At 35.1% G+C, this 19,918-nt stretch carries 21 protein-coding genes, 1 pseudogene and 1 other annotated feature; of the genes and pseudogenes, 16 read left to right on the forward strand and 6 right to left on the reverse strand.

The window, feature by feature from the left end:
- Window positions 1-127: 127 nt before the first annotated feature.
- Window positions 128-679 (reverse strand): metal-dependent hydrolase, encoded by a 552-nt coding sequence (locus FC86_RS03905; protein WP_056974766.1) that lies wholly within the window; start codon window positions 677-679, stop codon window positions 128-130.
- A 13-nt stretch (window positions 680-692) separates the two neighbouring features.
- On the reverse strand, window positions 693-1,994 hold the full coding sequence (locus FC86_RS03910; protein ID WP_056974767.1) for a D-serine ammonia-lyase: 1,302 nt from the start codon (window positions 1,992-1,994) through the stop codon (window positions 693-695).
- Between the two features lie 214 nt (window positions 1,995-2,208).
- Between FC86_RS03910 and FC86_RS03915 the strand changes: the two genes are divergently transcribed.
- From FC86_RS03915 to FC86_RS03925, 3 genes are all read left to right on the forward strand, one after another.
- Window positions 2,209-2,847, forward strand: coding sequence for a DUF4767 domain-containing protein (locus FC86_RS03915; RefSeq protein ID WP_056974768.1), 639 nt, complete (start codon window positions 2,209-2,211; stop codon window positions 2,845-2,847).
- Window positions 2,848-3,248: 401 nt separating this feature from the next.
- Window positions 3,249-3,911 carry a DUF4767 domain-containing protein gene (locus FC86_RS03920; RefSeq protein WP_056974769.1) on the forward strand — a complete coding sequence of 221 codons (663 nt, stop codon included), beginning with the start codon at window positions 3,249-3,251 and terminating at the stop codon, window positions 3,909-3,911.
- A 204-nt stretch (window positions 3,912-4,115) separates the two neighbouring features.
- Window positions 4,116-4,760: an NAD(P)H-binding protein gene (locus FC86_RS03925; protein ID WP_056974770.1), complete on the forward strand. Its 645-nt coding sequence runs from the start codon at window positions 4,116-4,118 to the stop codon at window positions 4,758-4,760.
- Between the two features lie 250 nt (window positions 4,761-5,010).
- On the opposite strand, the gene FC86_RS03930 is transcribed toward FC86_RS03925, so the two are convergent.
- On the reverse strand, window positions 5,011-7,044 hold the full coding sequence (locus FC86_RS03930) for a KUP/HAK/KT family potassium transporter (RefSeq protein WP_056974771.1): 2,034 nt from the start codon (window positions 7,042-7,044) through the stop codon (window positions 5,011-5,013).
- Window positions 7,045-7,193: 149 nt separating this feature from the next.
- Between FC86_RS03930 and FC86_RS03935 the strand changes: the two genes are divergently transcribed.
- Window positions 7,194-7,700 carry a type 1 glutamine amidotransferase domain-containing protein gene (locus FC86_RS03935; protein ID WP_056974772.1) on the forward strand — a complete coding sequence of 169 codons (507 nt, stop codon included), beginning with the start codon at window positions 7,194-7,196 and terminating at the stop codon, window positions 7,698-7,700.
- 129 nt (window positions 7,701-7,829) lie between these two features.
- Window positions 7,830-8,357 carry a GNAT family N-acetyltransferase gene (locus FC86_RS03940; protein WP_269082361.1) on the forward strand — a complete coding sequence of 176 codons (528 nt, stop codon included), beginning with the start codon at window positions 7,830-7,832 and terminating at the stop codon, window positions 8,355-8,357.
- A gap of 35 nt (window positions 8,358-8,392) precedes the next feature.
- Here the strand turns inward: FC86_RS03940 and mmuM are convergent, their stop codons facing one another.
- The 3 genes from mmuM to pnuC form a co-directional block, all read right to left on the reverse strand.
- On the reverse strand, window positions 8,393-9,313 hold the full coding sequence (mmuM, locus tag FC86_RS03945; protein WP_056974774.1) for a homocysteine S-methyltransferase: 921 nt from the start codon (window positions 9,311-9,313) through the stop codon (window positions 8,393-8,395).
- On the reverse strand, window positions 9,270-10,682 hold the full coding sequence (locus FC86_RS03950; protein ID WP_056974775.1) for an amino acid permease: 1,413 nt from the start codon (window positions 10,680-10,682) through the stop codon (window positions 9,270-9,272). The genes mmuM and FC86_RS03950 overlap by 44 nt, the downstream gene beginning before the upstream one ends.
- Window positions 10,683-10,734: 52 nt before the next feature.
- Window positions 10,735-10,985 (reverse strand) — a binding site (T-box leader).
- A gap of 31 nt (window positions 10,986-11,016) precedes the next feature.
- Window positions 11,017-11,763: a nicotinamide riboside transporter PnuC gene (gene pnuC, locus FC86_RS03955; RefSeq protein WP_056974776.1), complete on the reverse strand. Its 747-nt coding sequence runs from the start codon at window positions 11,761-11,763 to the stop codon at window positions 11,017-11,019.
- Between the two features lie 168 nt (window positions 11,764-11,931).
- On the opposite strand from pnuC, the gene FC86_RS03960 reads away from it, so the two are divergent.
- From FC86_RS03960 to FC86_RS06675, 11 genes and pseudogenes are all read left to right on the forward strand, one after another.
- Window positions 11,932-12,891, forward strand: coding sequence for a ketopantoate reductase family protein (locus FC86_RS03960; RefSeq protein WP_056974777.1), 960 nt, complete (start codon window positions 11,932-11,934; stop codon window positions 12,889-12,891).
- 201 nt (window positions 12,892-13,092) lie between these two features.
- Window positions 13,093-13,533, forward strand: a complete 441-nt coding sequence (gene fabZ / locus FC86_RS03965) for a 3-hydroxyacyl-ACP dehydratase FabZ (protein ID WP_056974778.1) — start codon at window positions 13,093-13,095, stop codon at window positions 13,531-13,533.
- A 43-nt stretch (window positions 13,534-13,576) separates the two neighbouring features.
- The gene (locus tag FC86_RS03970) at window positions 13,577-14,047 is read left to right on the forward strand and encodes a MarR family winged helix-turn-helix transcriptional regulator (RefSeq protein WP_056974779.1); all 471 of its coding nucleotides are present in this window, start codon (window positions 13,577-13,579) and stop codon (window positions 14,045-14,047) included.
- Window positions 14,048-14,054: 7 nt separating this feature from the next.
- Window positions 14,055-15,029: a beta-ketoacyl-ACP synthase III gene (locus tag FC86_RS03975; RefSeq protein WP_056974819.1), complete on the forward strand. Its 975-nt coding sequence runs from the start codon at window positions 14,055-14,057 to the stop codon at window positions 15,027-15,029.
- Window positions 15,030-15,077: 48 nt separating this feature from the next.
- Window positions 15,078-15,320 carry an acyl carrier protein gene (locus FC86_RS03980; RefSeq protein WP_056974780.1) on the forward strand — a complete coding sequence of 81 codons (243 nt, stop codon included), beginning with the start codon at window positions 15,078-15,080 and terminating at the stop codon, window positions 15,318-15,320.
- A 13-nt stretch (window positions 15,321-15,333) separates the two neighbouring features.
- Window positions 15,334-16,248: an ACP S-malonyltransferase gene (locus tag FC86_RS03985; RefSeq protein WP_056974781.1), complete on the forward strand. Its 915-nt coding sequence runs from the start codon at window positions 15,334-15,336 to the stop codon at window positions 16,246-16,248.
- Window positions 16,249-16,263: 15 nt separating this feature from the next.
- On the forward strand, window positions 16,264-16,986 hold the full coding sequence (gene fabG, locus FC86_RS03990) for a 3-oxoacyl-ACP reductase FabG (RefSeq protein ID WP_056974782.1): 723 nt from the start codon (window positions 16,264-16,266) through the stop codon (window positions 16,984-16,986).
- A 10-nt stretch (window positions 16,987-16,996) separates the two neighbouring features.
- Complete coding sequence (fabF, locus tag FC86_RS03995) at window positions 16,997-18,226, forward strand: beta-ketoacyl-ACP synthase II (protein WP_056974783.1); 1,230 nt, start codon at window positions 16,997-16,999, stop codon at window positions 18,224-18,226.
- A gap of 6 nt (window positions 18,227-18,232) precedes the next feature.
- Complete coding sequence (gene accB, locus FC86_RS04000) at window positions 18,233-18,700, forward strand: acetyl-CoA carboxylase biotin carboxyl carrier protein (RefSeq protein WP_056974784.1); 468 nt, start codon at window positions 18,233-18,235, stop codon at window positions 18,698-18,700.
- Between the two features lie 3 nt (window positions 18,701-18,703).
- On the forward strand, window positions 18,704-19,132 hold the full coding sequence (gene fabZ, locus FC86_RS04005; protein WP_056974785.1) for a 3-hydroxyacyl-ACP dehydratase FabZ: 429 nt from the start codon (window positions 18,704-18,706) through the stop codon (window positions 19,130-19,132).
- 19 nt (window positions 19,133-19,151) lie between these two features.
- A pseudogene (locus tag FC86_RS06675) lies at window positions 19,152-19,918 on the forward strand (ATP-binding protein); the annotation flags it as partial.

Consider the following 19,918-nt stretch of genomic DNA (forward strand, 5'->3'; position numbering starts at 1 on the left):
TCCTCCCGAATGAAAATTATTTTATAGACTATCTTATAAGAAAAACTGATTTATTTCCAGTTTTTTTAGAAAAAAGTTCGGTTTTTAATTAAATTCTCAATAAAAAAAGCGGAGATTTTTTCCGCTTTTAAAACCATTGTAAATATAATAAGTAAAAGTTAATAGCTATCACGAGACGACATAACTGTCGGAACCAAAGTTCAAAATTGCCATTAACACGATAATAATACCAATGGTATTTTCTTTTTTTTTGGTAAGATTTAAATTTTGGATTGTATCGATAGTTTCCAAATGGAAAAAACCAATTCACACCTTGTTTCGAAAAATTATCTAAAATAAGATGCAATGCGTAACTAACGGTAAAACCAAGAATGACGTTGCGAATCAAATAATCATTTGCTCCTATTTGTGGCATCTGATAAAACAATAACACCAGCAAGGCAACGATCCACAACGTATGAGTGTAAGTTCGATGCGGAATATACTGTAAAAAATTAAGTTTACCTAAAAGTCTCGTTAACTCAGAATCATAAGTATCTCCACCATCTAAATCGGGTGCAAAAGCACCAAAATGAGCACCGACAAACAACGGTAGTGCAGCTTTTATAGGATAATTACTAACTAAAACACTGCCTGAAATAACAGCGTGCGAAAAAGCAATATGAGATTTTTTTAACAATTAGATCTACTTTCTAGTTTAGTGTTTTTCCATATTGATAATTATGGATTTTTTCGTTATCTGGCATTAAACTACCACCTGTTGCCCAAACAATATGTGTCGTTTTAGGCGTATTCATTGCAACTTCTTTAGCAATTAATGCTTTTAATCCACAAAATCCTGCTGTTGCAGAGGGTTCAACTGAAATGTGTTCAGTGTCCTCTAGTCTAGCAAGATACCGATAAACATCTTTATCTTCAAAAGTTGCACTGGCAAACAATAGCGTTCTCATGATTGGTCCCGCAATTTTTGAAGGCCGACTAACTGCTAAGCCATCAGCTGCAGTCAAACCATCAAGACCAAAGTCTTCTACACAAATATTACTATTTTGCCCTGTGATTAATCCCAAAGTTACTGAAGGCACATGGGTTGGTTCACAAAAAACAGGATAAACATTCTCACCAAACAACTGCTTCAAACCAAATGAAACACCGCTTGGACTACCTCCAACACCAGCTGGTAGGTAAACAACTAGTGGGTGTTTATCATCAACTACTATGTTATGATCTTTTAGTTGTTTTTGGATACCTAAAGCAGCTACAGAATAACCTAAAAATAAATCTGATGAACTTTCATCATCCACAAAATAAGTATTAGCATCAGCCTGTGCACATTTTCGACCTTCAGTTATAGCATGAGAAAAGTCACTGTCGTATTCAATAACTTCAACACCATTTGATCGTAATTTATCTTTCTTCCAATCTTTAGCATCATGTGACATATAAACTGTTGTTCTAAAACCAAAACTAGCCGCTGCAATACCCACACTCAAGCCAAGATTGCCAGTTGAGCCGACTGCTACTTTGTACTTAGCAAAAATATTCATAAATTTTTCTTCTGCTAAAACAGCATAGTTATCCCGATAGGTTAAATCACCTTTTGTCATCGCAATATGTTCTGCAAATTTTAGAACTTCATAAATCCCACCCCTAGACTTAATAGACCCTGTGATAGGTAATAAATTATCTGCTTTTAAAAACAAAGATCCTTTAATGTGCATGGAATCGGACAGTTCTTCATTCCACTGGTTTTGGAATTCATTTATTTTGATTAAAGGTGATTCAATCACACCTTTATCATTTTTTGTTTCAGGGAATACTTTTGCAATGAAAGGTGCAAATCTTTGCCATCTAGCATCGGCATCAAAAATATCCGCCAAATCAAATCGTAAATCTGCTTTTTTATTATAATCAGGATTTTTCCAAAATATTGGTTTTTTATTTTCAATATCAGAAATTTCTGGTATATGTTTGTAGTCTTCTTTAGATAATGTCATGATGATACCCCACTTTTTAATCATTTATGATTTGATTTTATCATTAAAAGTTCATAATATCAGTATAATATGTTAGTAAAATTCACATACTTAAAATTACAGACAAGATTGATGATCATTAACTTTCAAAACCTATAACTTTTCATTTATTGAAACTCTTATTTATAGTAATATTTAGAGGTATCTGATTTTAAAAGAAAGTAGGACTAATTACTTGAAAAGAAAACGTGAAAGACCGACTCGTTCCAATATAGGACTTCTATTCATTATTCTTCTTGCACTAGTCGTTATTGCAATTGGTGGATGGCCTTTATTTTTCAATCATCAAAATTTAAAATCTTCATCCGAACAAAGTGATTATCATGGTTTGCAAAGTACTTCTGAAATTTCTAGCAGCTCAAATTCACCAAGTACGAAAGAATTTAGTACATCTAAAATTGCGAAAATGGATAATTATATGGCTGACTTTAGTACTTATATGGGACAAGACTATAAACGTTACTATCCCCAAACACAAAATCAAGCTAAATTAAATTTTTATGAATTTGACATCACAACTGATCTAGACGCATTTAATTATTATGTTGATAACGAACCCGCTACGTTTCGTTTAGGACTAAATAGAAATGATTCATCTAATAATAACGATTATAATATTGTGAGTGTTTACAGTGATGCTGCAACTGCTCCATTTGCAGGAGCTCATCTTTACTTATTGACTATCCATAATAACAAGCCGCAAGTTTTAATTACAATGCAAAATCAAGGCATGCCCGATAACATCATGTATTTTAAACATACTGAAAATTCCAATCTTGCAAGTAGTTTTGCAAAAATATACGATGACAAATAAAAACTATCAAATTGATAGTTTTTTTATTTTAAAAAAGTGTTGATTTATTAAAACAAAATTAGTATTATATTAATAACAGCAAGATGTCATTAGCTCAATTAATGGCTAAACTTCCTATTTCGAAGGGTTGGTTCGACTCCAACTTGAGCAGTTATCTTAGTGAATTGTTCCAATTTCATTCCTTTTCCGTTATGCTAATTTAATTTTTTCATAATTAATTCACTAAGATATTAAGGTTCAATGTACATGGTGTACGACGTCAGTCTGCTGGTTCAATTCCAGCTTGAATCTTTTCAAACAGCTAAGTAAATTAGCTGTTTTTTTTTGCTTATTTTTGAATAAAACTGTATCATTTGTATTAATTAGACTTATACAATCATTAAAAAGGACTATTAATATAAATGAAAAAAAGAAAAGATTATTTGAAAGAGCACAAAAAAAACAGTTCGATACCTTGGGTTGTCGGTACTATAATTGGACTAGTTGTCATATGTTTGATTATTTTTTCTTTATTAATTCCCAAAAATACGACTAGCCAACTACCAGCACAGTCTTCGCAACAAGATTTTAGCAGTTCAATAGTTCAATCACAAAGTCAATCAAGTCAAAGTACTAACTATGCATCTGAACAGAAAACGACTGATATTGCTAATTTAGTACAAAATATGGATGCTTTTATGCGCTCTTTTAGTAGCCAAATAGGACAATCCTATCAACGATACTACCCACAAAAATCTAATAAGACAACTTTTTATGGGTTTGACTTTATTAACGGACTAGATTTATATAATTTTTATGTGGACGGAAATTCTGCAACAATTGGATTTATTAATCCAAAAACACTGCGTGGCACATCTGACTATAATATTATAATGGCTTACAGTGATATCCAAGATAAATCTACGGCATACACTGATAGACACCTTTATCTATTCACATTGCATAATAACCAGCCTGAAGTCATTGTCGCAACACAAAACCAAGAAAATGCGGGGAGCGTTTACTTCAGACATACTCAAAATACTACTTTAAAAAATGGATTCGAGAATTTATATAATCAATAAAAACTAAAAAGCACCTTACAATTACTTGAAAGCAATTGTAAGGTGTTTTTTATAATTGGTTATTTAACTTATTAGACCACTATTACCTAAAAATTAGAAGTCAGAAATTGTCAAAAATCCGACATTATCTCTTGCCTTGAAGTAAACTCCATGGTTTAAGCTATAGCTTGTAAATCAAACTGATAACAAATGGAGGAAATAATTATGAACATTTTAATTTTAGGTGGAAATGGTGCAATTGCTCGTTTAGTAAGTGAACAAATCATCAATGATCAAGATGCACACAATGTTAATATAAGCTTATTTTTAAGGAATACTAAACGCGTAGATGACTTAACGAAGTTGTCTAATATTGACAGCATTGAAGGAGATTTAGATAACTATAACTCAATTGTTTCGGCAATGGACGGGCAAGATCTTATCTTTGACGCAACAGGAGCTGCTGCTACTAGTGAAAGAACCAAAAATATCATTAAAGCTATGCATACAACAACTATTAAGAGAATTATTTCTATTAATAATCTAGGAATTTACGATGAAGTTCCCGGTGAATTTGGCATATGGAATGCTAAAATGGTGGGCAATCATACTCGATACGGGCGCGAGTCTGCAGATCTGCTAGAACAATCTGGCTTAGACGAAACCACTTTAAGGTTAGCGTGGTTAACCAATGGCAACGACACTGATTACGAATTGACTAAAAAAGGCGAAAATTTTAAGGGAACTACTGTATCACGCAAGAGTGTCGCAGATATAGTGTTTAAAATTGTTAAAAATCCAAATTATTTAATTCATGAAAGCGTCGGAATTAATCGTCCTGGAACTGACGGCAATCGTCCACAATTCTAATTTAATCATCAAAAAATACCCTACAATTATTTGAGCTGATCGAATATTGTAGGGTATTTTTAGGATTAAATAGTCAAATAAGTCAAACTTTAAAATTATCAAGTAACAGTTAAGTCTTTTCTACTCTTCTAACAAACTTGCCAACTATCATCAAATAGAAAAAAATGTCCCTGATTGAATATCAGAAACATTCCTTAATTGCTACTTTATCAAAAGTTTACTTTTACATTAGGCATCATTATTCAAGTTCTTATTGTCTTTCTTCTTCAAAGGTTTCATATTGACGTGCTTTTTTATGATTAATTCGGCGTAATTTAATATGAGGTTTATATCCCAAGTTTACTGGAACATTTTCAATTTTAACGTCACTAAAAGATAACCCAAACCATTGAATTGGTGTTGCTGTATGATTTTGAAGCCAAATTCTAGCCGAAACTAGCCATCTATCAAAACCCGATATATTAGTTGCAAGCGATAGCGCTTCTTTTAAGATAACAAACTTAAAGTCACCCACAAGACGACCCTTAAACGTTGTATATCTTTGTGGTTGAGCATCGATAATTTTTTGTTCAATCAAATCATTAATGATTTGACGTAGGTAGACATTAACTTTTTGTGATTTTTTAAAGCCTAAATAGATTGTAACTTGCACAACATTTTTAGTACCATAAGTTTCAACAGTGTAATCATGTGTATAAGGACTATCTGTTGTAACCATCGTTATAAACCAATAGACCTGAGCTCTTTTAGGGCGCTTATCTAAAATTGAATATAAAATTGATTTCTTAATTTGATGACCTTTTTTGACCTTAGCCATATAAACCAAGTTTGTTGAGCTAACAGGGTATTGTTCATCTTGACTTAATGAGACTAATTGATCTTTGTAATCTGTTAAACAAGCATATTCGTAATCCGTTTCATATTTAGAACGCACTCTATTTCCAAAATACCAAATATACATAACCATTATGATTGCTAGAGTAATTAAAACTGTCACATAACCACCATGTTCAAATTTAACAGCACTTGAGATGAAGAACGAAAATTCAACAACTAAGAAAAATGCTGTTAATAACCATGATAACCAACGTGGTACTTTTGTATCTAAGAAATTATGTAATAAAATTGTTGTCATTAACATAGTAACTGTAATTGCCAGCCCGTATGCGGCTTCCATATGTTGAGAATTTTGGAAGTATAAGACTAACGCGATTGTAATAATGCATAACAACCAGTTAACTGTTCCAATATAAATTTGGCCACGTTTGTTACCGGGATGATGAATAATCATACGAGGCAAAATTTTCAGCCTTATTGCTTCAGAAACTAACGTATAAGATCCTGTAATTAATGCTTGTGACGCAATAACTGCTGCCAATGTTGCTAATATGATTGCAAACAATGCCAAACTGTCGGGGACTACAGCATAAAAGGGGTTTAGCCCAGATTGATGAACATTAGCGTGGTTGTTAATCAACCATGCGCCTTGTCCCATATAGCTTAAAACCAATGAAAGATAAACAATTGGCCAACTCAAGTAAATGTTGTGTTTACCCACATGCCCCATATCAGAATAAAGCGCTTCAGCACCAGTAGTAGCTAAAAATATACTTCCTAAAATAAAAAAGCCGGATTTGTTAGCCGGACTAAATAATACTTGAAGTCCATAAACTGGTGAAAGTGCTTTTAAAATACCTGGGTAACTTAATAGGTTACAAAATCCAACAATAGCTATGAAAAAAAACCAACCACACATAATAGGTCCAAAAGCTTGACCAATCTTAGCCGTACCAAATCGTTGCATAGCGAATACGACTAATAATATAGCAATAACCACGGCAATAACCACATTTTGATCACCACTAAAGGTAAACAGGCCAAAGTTTTGCGACTTCAGCCCCTCAATAGCACTTGTTACCGTAACAGCCGGTGTTATCGTACCGTCGGCTAGTAACGCTGCACCACCAATCAAAGCAGGCACAATTAGCCATTTCTTTTTCCTACGGACTAATGTATAAAGGGCAAAAATCCCACCTTCACCGTGATTAGATGCTTGCATAGCAATAATCACATACTTCAACGTTGTAATAATCATTAAAGTCCATATAATTAATGAAATACTACCTATAACATAATCTGGTTGCAGGTTTTTAAAACCACCACCGTCACGAATTATCGCGTTCATTGTATACAATGGTGATGTTCCAATATCGCCATATACAATACCAAAAGAAACTAGCACTCCCATCAGTGAAAGTTTCTTTTTATTTTGAGTTAAACTCATATTACCACCTCTAAACTTCTTATCGCCTACATTTTAGAATTCTACCTTCTAAAACGCAAAGATTTTCTTACTTTTTTTAAGTAAGTACTTGAAATATATTCATTCTACTTATATAATGTAAGCACAAATTAATTAAAGGAGATTTATTTATGAGTAAAATCGCAGTAATCGTTACAAACTACGTTGAAGATATCGAATATACTTCACCTGTTGAAGCTTTACAAGCTGCAGGACACGAAGTCGTAACAATTGAAAACGAAGCCAACAACACTTTCACAGGTAAAAATGGTGGCGAGTTTAAAGCAGATTTAGGTATTGCAGATGCAAACCCCGAAGACTTTGATGGCCTACTTGTACCTGGTGGATTCTCACCTGACATTTTAAGAGCAGATGACCGCTATGTTGAGTTTACTAGACATTTCTTCTTAACCAATAAAGCAATCTTTTCAATTTGTCATGGTCCTCAAATCTTTATTCAAACCGGACTAACAAAAGGTCGTCGTATGACAGCTTATACTTCCGTTGTTCCTGACTTATACTATGCAGGTGCAATTGTTGAAGATAAACCTGTTGTTATTGACGAGAACTTAGTAACTAGTCGTACTCCTGATGACTTAGATGCTTTCAACAAGGCTATTGTTGAGACTTTAAACTAAATCAAAGATTCTTTTAAAAAAATTCAAGAAATTTCTGTTAAACTACGCTTATAGGCGTAGTTTTTTTATAGCTATTTATTACTAGGAGGACTATTTATTTTAGAATTTAAAGATATCACCCAAGAAAGCATTGAAAAGCAACAGCTTGTTAAGGATTTATATTTAACTGCCTTTCCTGAACACGAAAGACTAACCTTTTCTTTTATTTTGGATAGAGCTAAGTTAGATCAAAACTATCTTGTTGCAATCGAAGATGACAATCAATTTATTGGACTTGTTTATTACACAATCTCAGGAAAAAACTTACTCATTTCATACCTTGCTATGGATCCTTCAACTCGTTCAAAAGGTTATGGTACGCGTGTTCTTGAACAATTCAAAGAAAAGTATCAAGATAAAACTATCTTTTTGGAAATTGAAGAAGTGATCAAAAACGCTGATAACTATACCCAACGTGTTAAACGCCAATCATTCTATGAAAGAAATGGGTTTGGTAAAAGTAACATTTATATGAAAACTGATACCGAAGGTCATGGGCTTGAAATTATGACCACAAAGCCGATTACATTCGCTGACTATAAAGATGCTGTAACGACTTACTTAGGTCAAGATAACATGAGTGAGTGGAATAGCTACTTTGAACCTGTTATCAGATAAATTAAAAACATCACCTCAATATGAGATGATGTTTTTTAGTTTAAACTTGATACAATGGCTCTCACTTCTGGTTCTGATGTACAGCAACAACCACCAATCCATTTAGCACCTTGCTTATGCCACTGTTTGGTATAAGTCTGAAATGTTTGTTGACTATGAGGTGCTGCGTCCCACTCTTTAACTTCTGGTGAATAACTGGCACCAGAGTTCGGATAAATGACTAAATCTTTTTGAGCAGTTGGTTGAACTTGTTTAAGAAACGAGGTAACTAACTCAGGAGCAATACAATTTGCTCCATAAGCAATCACTTGGGGATTTGCTTCTAGTAACGCTTGTACTTGCTTAAAAGGTGTGCCGTCACTTAATGTTTTGGCGTCTTTCAATGTACAAGTTACCCAAATAGGAATTTCTGGTAACTCTTTAAGTAGCTCTAAAATCGCCTTGATTTCTTGATAGTTAGGCATAGTTTCAATCGCTAATAAGTCACAGTCTTCTGCTATTAAGACGGCTAGGCGATCATGATGAAACTCACGATAAGCTTTATCAGATAACTTATAATCTCCTCGATATTCAGAACCATCTGCCAGATAAGCCCCATAAGGACCCACCGCTCCTGCTAAAAATTTTGGTTGAATTGAGTCACTAACCTGACGAGCTTCATCAGCTAATTGGACCGCACGTTTAATCAAAGCCTTAGCTTGGTCAACGTTATAACCTTGATCTAAATAGCCTTGAACACTAGCTTGATAGGTAGAAACAATCGCAATGTTAGCTCCAACATAAAAATAAGCTTGATGAACATCTTTGATTTTTTCAGGGTAGTAGTCAATAGCTGATGCTGTCCATAATTTGTTGTTTAAATTAACCTGACGTTCTTCAAGCCCTAGTGACATTGCCCCATCAATCACAATACTATTTTGTTTCTTTGCCCAATCTATGATTAACTTTTTTGACATGTTTAGTCTCCTTTTTTTGAATAAAAATATAATAATAAGCGAGTACGATAACTGAGAATAAGACTCCTGCAATTAAAGATAACTGTTGTTCTGGATCAAATCCAATCCCAACGAGTGAAATCACGCATAAGATAATAACTGCCCAAGGTACAATCGGATAAAAGGGGGTTTTGTATTTTAAATCTGACGTTTTGTGTCCTTCTTTTAAAAATTGCTTTCTGAATCTTAATTGTGCAATCCCAACAGATAGCCAAACAGAAACGACCGCAAACCCTGATAATGACGTTAACACCAGATAAACTGTTCCAGGAGCATAAATACTTGAAAATAAGGACAACAACCCTCCCAGTAAAGTCAGTGTCAATCCATAAATAGGTAAACCATTTTTATTCAATTTAGCTAATTTTTTAGGCAGTGGTCCTTGATCAGCTAAAGACCAAATCATTCTTGATGCCGCATAAACACCTGAATTTGCGCCTGAAAGAACGGTAATAAATAAGACTATCGACATAATGTTTCCTGCATAAGCAAATCCCGCATTATTTAAAATTGAAACAAAAGGACTAGTTGTCAGTCCTGATGACTCTTGTCGCAGTAAAGCGCCAATTACAAAAATGGCACCGATAAATAAAATCACTAAAATGATAAGGGTTTTTAAAATGGCACCAGGTAAAACTTTTTGAGGATTTTTAGTTTCACCAGCAGCAACTGCGATAATTTCAGTTCCTGAAAAAGCAAAGTTAGCAGCTAAAATTACTGAGATCACTGGTAAAATCCCATTAGGTAATACCCCATTTTTTGTAAAGTTTGAAAATAACACCGGTTGGGTTTGTCCAACCGATTGAATAACACCAAAAACTAAAGCCAGACCAATTACGATAAAAACCAGCAAGGCTAAACTTTTAATAATAGACATCACCAACTCACTGGCTGCAAACCACTTCACTTTTGATAAATTCAAAGCAGATAACAAAATGATAAACAAAACACACCAACTCCAAATCGGTATTCCTTGATAAAAGCCATTTGCAATCATCGCTAATGTGATGAGCTGTGAACCTAGAGAAACTGTCCACGTTAGCCAATATAACCAAGCAACCACAAACCCAACAGCTGGATGGATATGTTGGCTAGCATAAGTGTGAAATGATCCTGTTGTTGGCTTATGAACTGATAATTCTCCTAAACATAACATCACTAGACATACCAAAATTGCGCCAATAATATAAGCAGCTAATGTTCCAATTGGCCCCGCAGACTGAACAAGATAACCAGAACTCATAAAAATACCCGTTCCTATTACACCACCGAGTGATAATGTTACCAGGTGCTTACTTTGCATTTGTTTTGCAAATGTTTCTTTTGCCATATGATTGACTCCTCCTTTTTAATTAATGAAATAAAAAAAGACACCCGCCCTGTAAAAGGGCGAGTGTCTCTCGCGGTACCACCTTTGGTTTAAGTTTAACGACTATAAAACAAATCTCTAAACTATCTCAATCCAGAACTAACATTCCTTCACGCTATATCAGGCGTACCCGTTGTAAGCTCAACTACTTTACTCACAAAAGCTCAAAGACCATTTTCATTCCGCTTCAAATATCTACTCTCACCAACTATAGACTCTCTTTAAAATGAAGTTGAGAATTACTTTTCTCATCATCGCTTAATCATTTCATTTTTTTATAATGTTCACATGGTTTTTACTTTTTGTCAACATTTTTATGAAACCAAGGAATATTTTTATCAAAAATAGCCAAAGCATCATTTAACAAATATAGAGCATAAGTAAATAACAATGTGAAGTTAGCATCACCTTGGAAAGCGGTTGTTCCCCACAAAATAACACTCATAACACCTTGAAAAATCCAGAAATAGTACTGGTCTCTAAATCTAAGTGTCGCTAAAATAGAACCAGTAATTCCAACAGCACCTGCAAAAGCATCTAATATTGGTCGTGGACTAATAAATAAGTTAGTATCCATTAGATATAGTAAGCCAAATACAATAACAAAGAATAAAGCAGTTAGTCCCCAATCTCTTACTGGTTTCGAGTCAGAAAGACCTCTGATATGTTCTTGTACATTTTCAGACCACTTAGGTAAAAGTAATACTGGAATATCTAACAAAATGATATATGCTGCTTGCAAGACAACATCGGCATAGTTTTTAGCCGATATTGCTACGATAATGTATAAAATAGCACTGATTAAGCCAAACATTCCATTAACAGGTTTTGCGTTGGTAATAGCTAAAGTTGTTGTGTACCCCAAAACTCCCGCAAACATTGTCGTAATCGAAATTACATTTATTTCACTGGTAACTGTTGTCAAAATAATGACAAACATTCCCAATGCTAACAGCTGGTAACTTCGCTTAGTCCACCCCTTCATTTGATGAATATACCAGCTTGGTTTTAACACACGTAACGCGTCTTGATTCAATTTCATTCCCCTTCTCTATAAAAAATCAACACTAGATATTGTACACGTCATTCAAAAAAACACAATATTTTTCTATATGTTGTGTTTTTTTGAAAAGTCAAGTTTTTTAAAATTTGATTTTTATGTAATAAATGTTAAAATTTAATAAAATTATAATATTCGGAGGTAATGATTATGAAATATGCAGTTTTGGGATCAGGAGCAATGGGATTTAGATACGGTGTCATGTTACAAGAAAATGCAGGTGTTAAAGTTGACTTCGTTGACGCATGGGAGCCTAATATAGAAGCTGTCAAAAAACAAGGCGGTGTTCGTGTTCAACGTGATCATGAAAATGAACAATTAATTGATGTTAATATTTATTCACCTGAAACGTATGACCAAAAACCAGATGTTTGGTTAGTTTTTGCCAAACAAATGGAGCTACAAAACTTACTTGAACGTTGTCAAAAAGCTGGATTATTCAATGATAATCAATACGTTGTCAGCGCTATGAACGGTATTGGTCACATGGACAAAATCGTTCAGTTCTTCGAAAAAAATAACGTTCTTGGAGGAACGGCTATGATTGCAACATTAATGCCTGAACCTGGATTTGTTGATTTTATGGGTAAAGAAGGTAAAGAAAGCATGCACCTTGCCACTTATGGTGACAACAAACCAGATGATAACCAAAAACAAATTATGGCTGATTTAGAAAGTGCTAAACTTCACCCAATTTACAGTGAAGATTACTTGAGTATGGCCATGACAAAATTATTATTCAACTCAGTGGTTAATACTATCTGTACAATGTTTGAAATTCCAATGGGACAATTTGGAGACTTTAAGGGTGCTAAAGAAATGACCACTCAAATGATGGATGAAGCCTTTGAAGCTTGTAAAAGAAACAACATCAACTTACCCCAAACAAAAGAAGAAGCTATCCAAGGTGTATTAGATGGCTGTGTAGACTACAAATATCATCATCCTTCTATGTATCAAGATCTTTCAAAAAACCGTCCGACAGAGGTCGATTACATTAACGGCTATATTGTCAGCCTTGGTGACAAAGTAGGTTACAATTGTGCCGTTCATCGTTTTATTGTGAATGAAGTTCACTTAGCAGAAAGCATTAAACAAGCTCAAAAGTAGTTTGAATATCAAACTTTTTTACACCACAAATAAAAACCGCTATAACCCTTTATCTAAAAGGATTATAGCGGTTTTTATTTTATCAAAATTTAGAATTTGCTTATCCAATTTTCAAAAAAGGTTTGATATTCAAACAAAAATAATATACCATGGATTGCAGTTCAGAATAGTAACACACTCGCTGAACATTAGGAGGAAATTATGGAGCCCGTTTTAACTGCAAGCGAAATTATGAAAATGATTCCCAACCGTTACCCTATTCTTTTTATGGATTACGTTGATGAAATCAATCCTGGAGAATCAATTGTGGCTACTAAAAATGTCACAATTAACGAAGAGTTCTTCCAAGGACACTTTCCTGGAAACCCGGTAATGCCAGGTGTCTTAATTATTGAAGCCCTTGCTCAAGCCGCTTCTATTTTAATTTTAAAATCTAAAGAATTCGAAGGCAAAACTGCTTATATGGGCGCAATTAAAAACGCCAAATTCAGAAAAGTAGTTGAGCCTGGCGATGTGTTAAAACTTCACGTCAAAATGATTAAAAAACGTGCCAATATGGGTATTGTTGAAACTTATGCAGAAGTTAATGGTAAAAAAGCCTGCCAAGCAGAACTTACATTTATCGTAGCTAATCGCGATTAAATCAAACATACGTTGCGCTTATAACTTAACTGAGGAGAAAACCATGTCAGTTTATGATGACGAAACAAAGTTCAAAAAAGCGGAACATGATTTTATTAATGAAGCTTTAGCTAATGTTTATGACAATATTTTAAGAATCGAAGAAAAGGAGTTAAAAAAGAGCTCTTTTAGCGACATCACTGTCAAAGAAGTTCATCTCGTTCATGCTATTAGTTTACATGAACCCAAGAGCGCTTCACAGATTGCTAAAAAAATGCATTTGTCTAGAGGAACACTGACTGTTAATCTTAGAAACCTGGAACGAAAAGGTCTTATCCATCGTACCAAAAATTCTCAAGATCAGCGTGTTACAGATATTACATTGACTAAAAGAGGTCGTGTTTTATATCGTGCTCACAATGCATTTCATTCAAAAATGGTAGACCGTTTTTTAGCAGGTTTCAACCTTGATGAACTCAAGGTTGTCAAACATGCTTTAGTCAACCTTCAAGATTTTTTGGATGAGCTCACTTAAAACCAACATGAAAAATTTTTCTATCGAACAAACTGCTCACATTGTACCTGAAAATGTTGTCACAAATAATGACTTGACTGCATTCATGGACACTTCAGATGAGTGGATTTCAAAGCGAACCGGCATCAAACAACGACATATTTCAAATCAGCAGACTACAAGCGATTTATGTTTAAGCGTTGCTGAAAATTTGATTACTAACAGCCAATACAATGTCGAAGACATTGACTTGATTATAGTCGCTACTATGTCTCCTGACTACATGACGCCTAATGTGGCTTCCATGGTTCAGGGAAAACTTGGAGCAACAAATGCTATGGCTTTTGATATCAACACAGCATGCTCAGGTTTTGTTTACGGCTTAAAAATGGCACAATCATTATTTAATGATGACAAAATTTCAACCGCTATTGTAATTGGTGGCGAAGTATTAAGTAAGTTAGTTGACTTTAGTGACCGCTCAACCGCTATTCTCTTTGGAGATGGTGCTGGCGGGGCTTTAATTACAAAAAACCAAAGCCATGGTCAATATTTAGGTGATAATTTTGAAACCTACGGTGATATGGGTAGATTCCTAACAGCTGGACATTTCAATACTCAAACACCTTTTAATCAGATGCTTGATACTACGCCCCTATCTTTTGAAATGAATGGCCGTAAAGTCTATGACTTTGCGACAACAGCTATTCCTGAGTCATTAAATAAAGCTCTTGAAGATGCTGGCTTAGGCTTAGAAGATATTGATCATTTTATTTTTCATCAAGCTAATGCTCGAATTATAAAAGCCGTGGTCAAAAAACTAAAGCTCGATCCAAATAAAGCACCTATCAACATTGATAAGTTTGGAAATACTGCAGCTGCAAGTGAACCCATTTTACTTGATGAAGTTATCAAAAATGGTGCTGTAGCTAAAGGTCAAACATTGGCTTTAATTGGATTTGGTGGCGGTCTTGAAATCGGAACCGTTATTTTAAAATACTAAAAACAAAAATAAAAAAACATTATTGGAAAATTGAGAGGAAATTTAATTATGACTAACGAACAAATTTTAAACAAAATCAAAGCTATCGTAGAAGACCAAACAGACGCAGACGTAGAAAGCATTGTAGAATCAACAAACTTTAAAGATGACTTAGACCTAGATAGTTTAGATGTTTTTGAAATCGTTAACGAAATTGAAGACGAATTTGATATCGAAATCGAAACAGAAGACGAAAGTCTAGACACTGTTGGTGAAGTTGTTAACTACGTTAGCAAAAAATTAGGCGAATAATAGAGGTTCGCTTATGAATTTTAGTTATTTATTTGCTGGCCAAGGTCAACAGTCTAAAGGTATGGGACAAGACTTATATGAAGCAGAGCCTTTATATCGTCAAACCATAGAAGAAGCTTCAAAAGCATTAGACCTTGATTTAACTAACCCTGAAATCTTTGACGCAGAAGAAAATACACAAGTTGCTATTGTTGCAATGAGTCTGGGAATCTTCAGAATTTTAAATCATGAATTTGGTCAAGCTAGTAGCTATATCGGTCTTAGCTTAGGTGAATATAGCGCCCTACTCGCTGCTAACAGCTTAGACTTTGGTCAAGGTTTTCCACTTCTATCCGACAGAATGCACTACATGCAAGAAGCCGGCGAAAATAATCCTGGAAAAATGATGGCTGTATTGAACTGTGATGCAGAACTTCTTCAAGAAGTATTAACCGAAGTCAACCAGACAGATGCAGCTTATCCTGCAAACTACAATACACCTGATCAAACCGTTATCGGTGGAAGTGCTAGTGGGTTAAAACAGGTGAAGAAAACATTAAAAGAGCATGGTATTAAAAAAGCCATTCCGCTCAAAATGTCTGTTGCTTCACACACCCCACTTATGCAAGAAGCGAGTGATAAATTAGCTAAACGTCTTGAAAGTGTTGATTTTAAAACTCCTGACGTTCCTGTTATGAGTAACACAACCGTCACTTCTTTTGATTTGTCAACAATCAAGCAAACGTTAACAGATCAACTCGTTCAACCTACCCACTTCTACCAAGGTTTAGAAAAGTTAGTAGAGATGGATGACTTATCTGCTGTAATTGAAATTGGTCCTGGCCAAACGCTAAGTCGTTTCGCTAAAAAAACATGTCCAAAGCTTGAAACTTATGCTGTTCATGATTTAGAAAGTCTTAACCAATTGCGTCAAAAATGGACAAAATAGGAGACATTATTTTAAATGAGTACTGAAAAAAAAGTTGCCCTAATCACTGGTGGTGCCAAAGGTATCGGATTAGCAACTGCTAAACGTTTAAGTAAAGAATTTAAAGTCGTTATCAACATTCACAGCGACCCAACACCTGAACAATTGAAAATTTTTGATGACTGTCACCTAACATATGTTAAAGGTGATGTTGCTTCTGAAGCTGACAGCAAACAAATTATTTCAGATATCGTTGATGAACATGGTCATTTAGATGTCCTAGTTAATAATGCTGGAATCACACGTGACAAATTAATGACACGTATGAAACAAGCTGATTTTGAAGATGTGATTAACACTAACCTAACCGGAACATTTAACATGTCTAAATTTGCACTAAAACAAATGCAACGTCAACGTTCTGGTAACATTATCAACCTTTCAAGTATTGTTGGTCTAAATGGAAATATTGGTCAAGCTAACTATGCTGCAAGTAAAGCTGGAATTCTTGGGTTGACCAAGACAATTGCCCGTGAAGGTGCACTTCGTGGCGTTCGTTGTAACGCTGTTGCCCCAGGTATGATTGAAACTAGCATGACTGACGCGCTTAGTGATAAGACAATGGATTACTACAAAGAAACAATTCCTTTGAAACGTTTTGGAACAGCTGATGAAGTTGCCCAAACTGTGGAATTCTTGATTCAAAATCCATATATCACCGGACAAGTTATCGCCGTTGATGGCGGTTTAACAATTTAGGAGGGCTTTTATGACTAGAGTTGTAATTACAGGAATGGGTGCTGTTACCTCAATGGGTAACGATAGCCAATCATTCATCAAATCTATCTTAGATTCAAAATTAGGTATTTCTAAAATCGAAAAATTCGATGCGACAAATACTGGTGTTTCTGTTGCGGGTGAAATCAAAGATTTTGACGCTACAAAACGCTTAGAAAAAAAACAAGCTAAAAGAATGGACTTGTTCTCACAATACGCACTTTATAGTGCCATTGAAGCAATGGAACAATCAGGATTAACTGAAGACACTATTGATCCTGAACGTCTAGGTGTTATTTATGGTTCAGGTATTGGTGGTTTAACAACTATCCAAGAACAAGTTACAAAAATGAATAACAAAGGGCCTAAACGTGTTTCCCCTATGTTTGTGCCAAATGCCATTATCAATATGGCTGCTGGTAATATTTCAATGCACTTCAATGCTAAAAACACAAGTCAAGCGATTGTTACAGCTTGTGCATCTGGTACAAATGCCATTGGTAATGCGTTTGAATTAATCAAACAAAACAAAGCTGATGCCATCATTACAGGTGGTTCTGAAGCTTCTGTTAACGAAATTGGAATTGCTGGTTTCGCTTCTCTAACAGCTCTTTCTACTGCTGAAGACCCAGCTAAAGCTTCAATGCCTTTTGACAAAAACCGTCGTGGTTTTGTTATGGGTGAAGGTGCTGGTACATTGGTTCTTGAAAGTTTAGAACACGCTCAAGCTCGTGGTGCTAACATCTTAGGTGAAGTAGTTGGTTATGGTAGCACAAGTGATGCTTTCCACATTACACAACCTGACCCTGAAGGTAGAGGTGCCATTCGTGCCATGAAAGAAGCCATCGATGAAGCGGGTATTTCTGCTGATGACGTTGACTACATCAACGCTCACGGAACAGCTACTGGTGCTAATGATTCTGGTGAATCAAAAGCCATCGCAAGCTTATTTGGTACAAATGACCACGTTAGAACAAGTAGTACTAAAGGTATGACTGGTCACTTGTTAGGTGCTGCTGGTGCTATTGAAGCTGTTGCAACGGTAGGTAGTTTATTAAACAGCCAAATGCCTGAAAATGTTGGTGTTTACGAACAAGATGACGAATGCCAAATCGAACTTGTCAACAAAGAAAATGCGAAAGCAGACATTACATATGCCATCAGTAATTCATTTGGATTCGGTGGTCACAATGCTGTAGTTGCTTTCAAAAAATGGAGTTAATCGCTAATGAATGAGAAACAAATTGAACAATTATTTGATAAATTTGAAAATTCTTCACTCAAAGAGTTTGAGCTAGTACAAGGTGACTTCAAACTTTCACTAAGTAAAAGAGAAAGTGCAGCTCCTCAAGTAGCTGCTCCTGAAGCTATTACACCGGCTCCTACAACAACTCAAAACACTCCTATGACAAATACAGAAACCGAAGGGACAGCAGAAGCTGCCCCTTCTAATCTTGAAGACATCAAAAGTCCATTAGTTGGTGTTGCTTATTTAGCACCAAAACCTGATGCTGACGTCTTTAAAAAAGTGGGCGATTCTGTCAAAAAAGGTGATGTTGTTTGTGTGATTGAAGCAATGAAAATGATTAATGAAGTCAAAAGCACTGTTGATGGTGTTGTCAGCTCAGTTAATGTTGAAGATGGCACAATGGTTGAATTTGACCAATCACTATTTTCAATTGAACCTAAGGAGTAAACTATGACTCAATATAGTAACCATGATGTCTTTGAAGCAATTCCTCAACGCTACCCGTTTATGATGATTGATACCATTAAAGAAATCAATCCTGGGCAAAATGCCATTGCAACCAAAAATGTCACGATTAATGAGTGGTTCTTCAAAAGTCAAGATCCCAATCATTTAGAGATGCCTCGTCCTTTGATTATTGAAGCACTCGCACAGACTGGCGTTTGTGCACTACTTTCACAACCAGAATTTGAAGGCAAGAATGCCTTTTTTGGTGGGATTAAATCAGCTGAATTCTCAGACGGATTCTATCCTGGTGATGAGTTAACTCTTGAGGTTAAATTAACCAAAATCAAACGCAATATCGGATTAGGGACAGGACAAGTCGTTCGAGATAACAAGGTTATTTGTGAAGCGGAGCTCATGTTTGCTATCCAATAATCCGAGGAGGAATGACATCATGTTTAGTAAAGTCTTAGTGGCTAATCGTGGAGAGATTGCCTTACAAATTATTAGATCTTTACAAGAAATGAATATTAAAGCTGTTGCAATTTATTCAACTGCTGACAAAAACGAATTGTTCGTTAAACAAGCTGATGAAGCGGTGTGTATCGGTGAAGGACAACCTGCCAAATCATATCTGGATATGTCAGAAGTTATTAGTGCAGCTGTTCTAACCGGATGTGAAGCACTTCATCCAGGATATGGATTCTTATCTGAAAATGCTGAATTCGCTGAATTATGTGAAAGTTGTGGCATTACTTATATTGGTCCAAAATACCAAACAATTAACTTAATGGGGAATAAATCAAATGCACGTCTAGCTATGAAAAACAGCGGTGTGCCTGTTATTCCCGGTAGTGATGGTTTAGTTGATACTGCTGAAGATGCTGTCAAAATCGCTGAACAAATCGGCTACCCAGTCATGCTAAAAGCTGCTGATGGTGGTGGCGGTAAAGGTATGCGTCAAGCTAATAATAAAGAAGAAGTATTGACTTTATTTGAACAAACTCAACAAGAAGCAAAGCTGTCTTTCAATAACGGTAGTCTTTACTTAGAAAAGATTATCGAAAATGCCAAGCATATCGAAGTTCAAGTCATGAGCGATCAATTTGGCAATACTGTTTATTTCCCTGAACGTGATTGTTCACTTCAATTCCATCACCAAAAGGTATTAGAAGAAACCCCTTGTCGACTAATCAACAATACTCAACGTCAAAAATTGGG

Source organism: Holzapfeliella floricola DSM 23037 = JCM 16512, from assembly GCF_001436605.1.
In the GTDB taxonomy this organism is placed as follows: domain Bacteria; phylum Bacillota; class Bacilli; order Lactobacillales; family Lactobacillaceae; genus Holzapfeliella; species Holzapfeliella floricola.

Coding starts and splice junctions, on each gene's coding strand:
- FC86_RS03910 (WP_056974767.1), bottom strand. CDS start 1,994: ATGACATTATCTAAAGAAGACTACAAACATATACCAGAAATTTCTGAT.
- FC86_RS03920 (WP_056974769.1), top strand. CDS start 3,249: ATGAAAAAAAGAAAAGATTATTTGAAAGAGCACAAAAAAAACAGTTCG.
- FC86_RS03925 (WP_056974770.1), top strand. CDS start 4,116: ATGAACATTTTAATTTTAGGTGGAAATGGTGCAATTGCTCGTTTAGTA.
- FC86_RS03930 (WP_056974771.1), bottom strand. CDS start 7,044: ATGAGTTTAACTCAAAATAAAAAGAAACTTTCACTGATGGGAGTGCTA.
- FC86_RS03935 (WP_056974772.1), top strand. CDS start 7,194: ATGAGTAAAATCGCAGTAATCGTTACAAACTACGTTGAAGATATCGAA.
- mmuM (WP_056974774.1), bottom strand. CDS start 9,313: ATGTCAAAAAAGTTAATCATAGATTGGGCAAAGAAACAAAATAGTATT.
- FC86_RS03950 (WP_056974775.1), bottom strand. CDS start 10,682: ATGGCAAAAGAAACATTTGCAAAACAAATGCAAAGTAAGCACCTGGTA.
- pnuC (WP_056974776.1), bottom strand. CDS start 11,763: ATGAAATTGAATCAAGACGCGTTACGTGTGTTAAAACCAAGCTGGTAT.
- FC86_RS03960 (WP_056974777.1), top strand. CDS start 11,932: ATGAAATATGCAGTTTTGGGATCAGGAGCAATGGGATTTAGATACGGT.
- fabZ (WP_056974778.1), top strand. CDS start 13,093: ATGGAGCCCGTTTTAACTGCAAGCGAAATTATGAAAATGATTCCCAAC.
- FC86_RS03970 (WP_056974779.1), top strand. CDS start 13,577: ATGTCAGTTTATGATGACGAAACAAAGTTCAAAAAAGCGGAACATGAT.
- FC86_RS03975 (WP_056974819.1), top strand. CDS start 14,055: ATGAAAAATTTTTCTATCGAACAAACTGCTCACATTGTACCTGAAAAT.
- FC86_RS03980 (WP_056974780.1), top strand. CDS start 15,078: ATGACTAACGAACAAATTTTAAACAAAATCAAAGCTATCGTAGAAGAC.
- FC86_RS03985 (WP_056974781.1), top strand. CDS start 15,334: ATGAATTTTAGTTATTTATTTGCTGGCCAAGGTCAACAGTCTAAAGGT.
- fabG (WP_056974782.1), top strand. CDS start 16,264: ATGAGTACTGAAAAAAAAGTTGCCCTAATCACTGGTGGTGCCAAAGGT.
- fabF (WP_056974783.1), top strand. CDS start 16,997: ATGACTAGAGTTGTAATTACAGGAATGGGTGCTGTTACCTCAATGGGT.
- accB (WP_056974784.1), top strand. CDS start 18,233: ATGAATGAGAAACAAATTGAACAATTATTTGATAAATTTGAAAATTCT.
- fabZ (WP_056974785.1), top strand. CDS start 18,704: ATGACTCAATATAGTAACCATGATGTCTTTGAAGCAATTCCTCAACGC.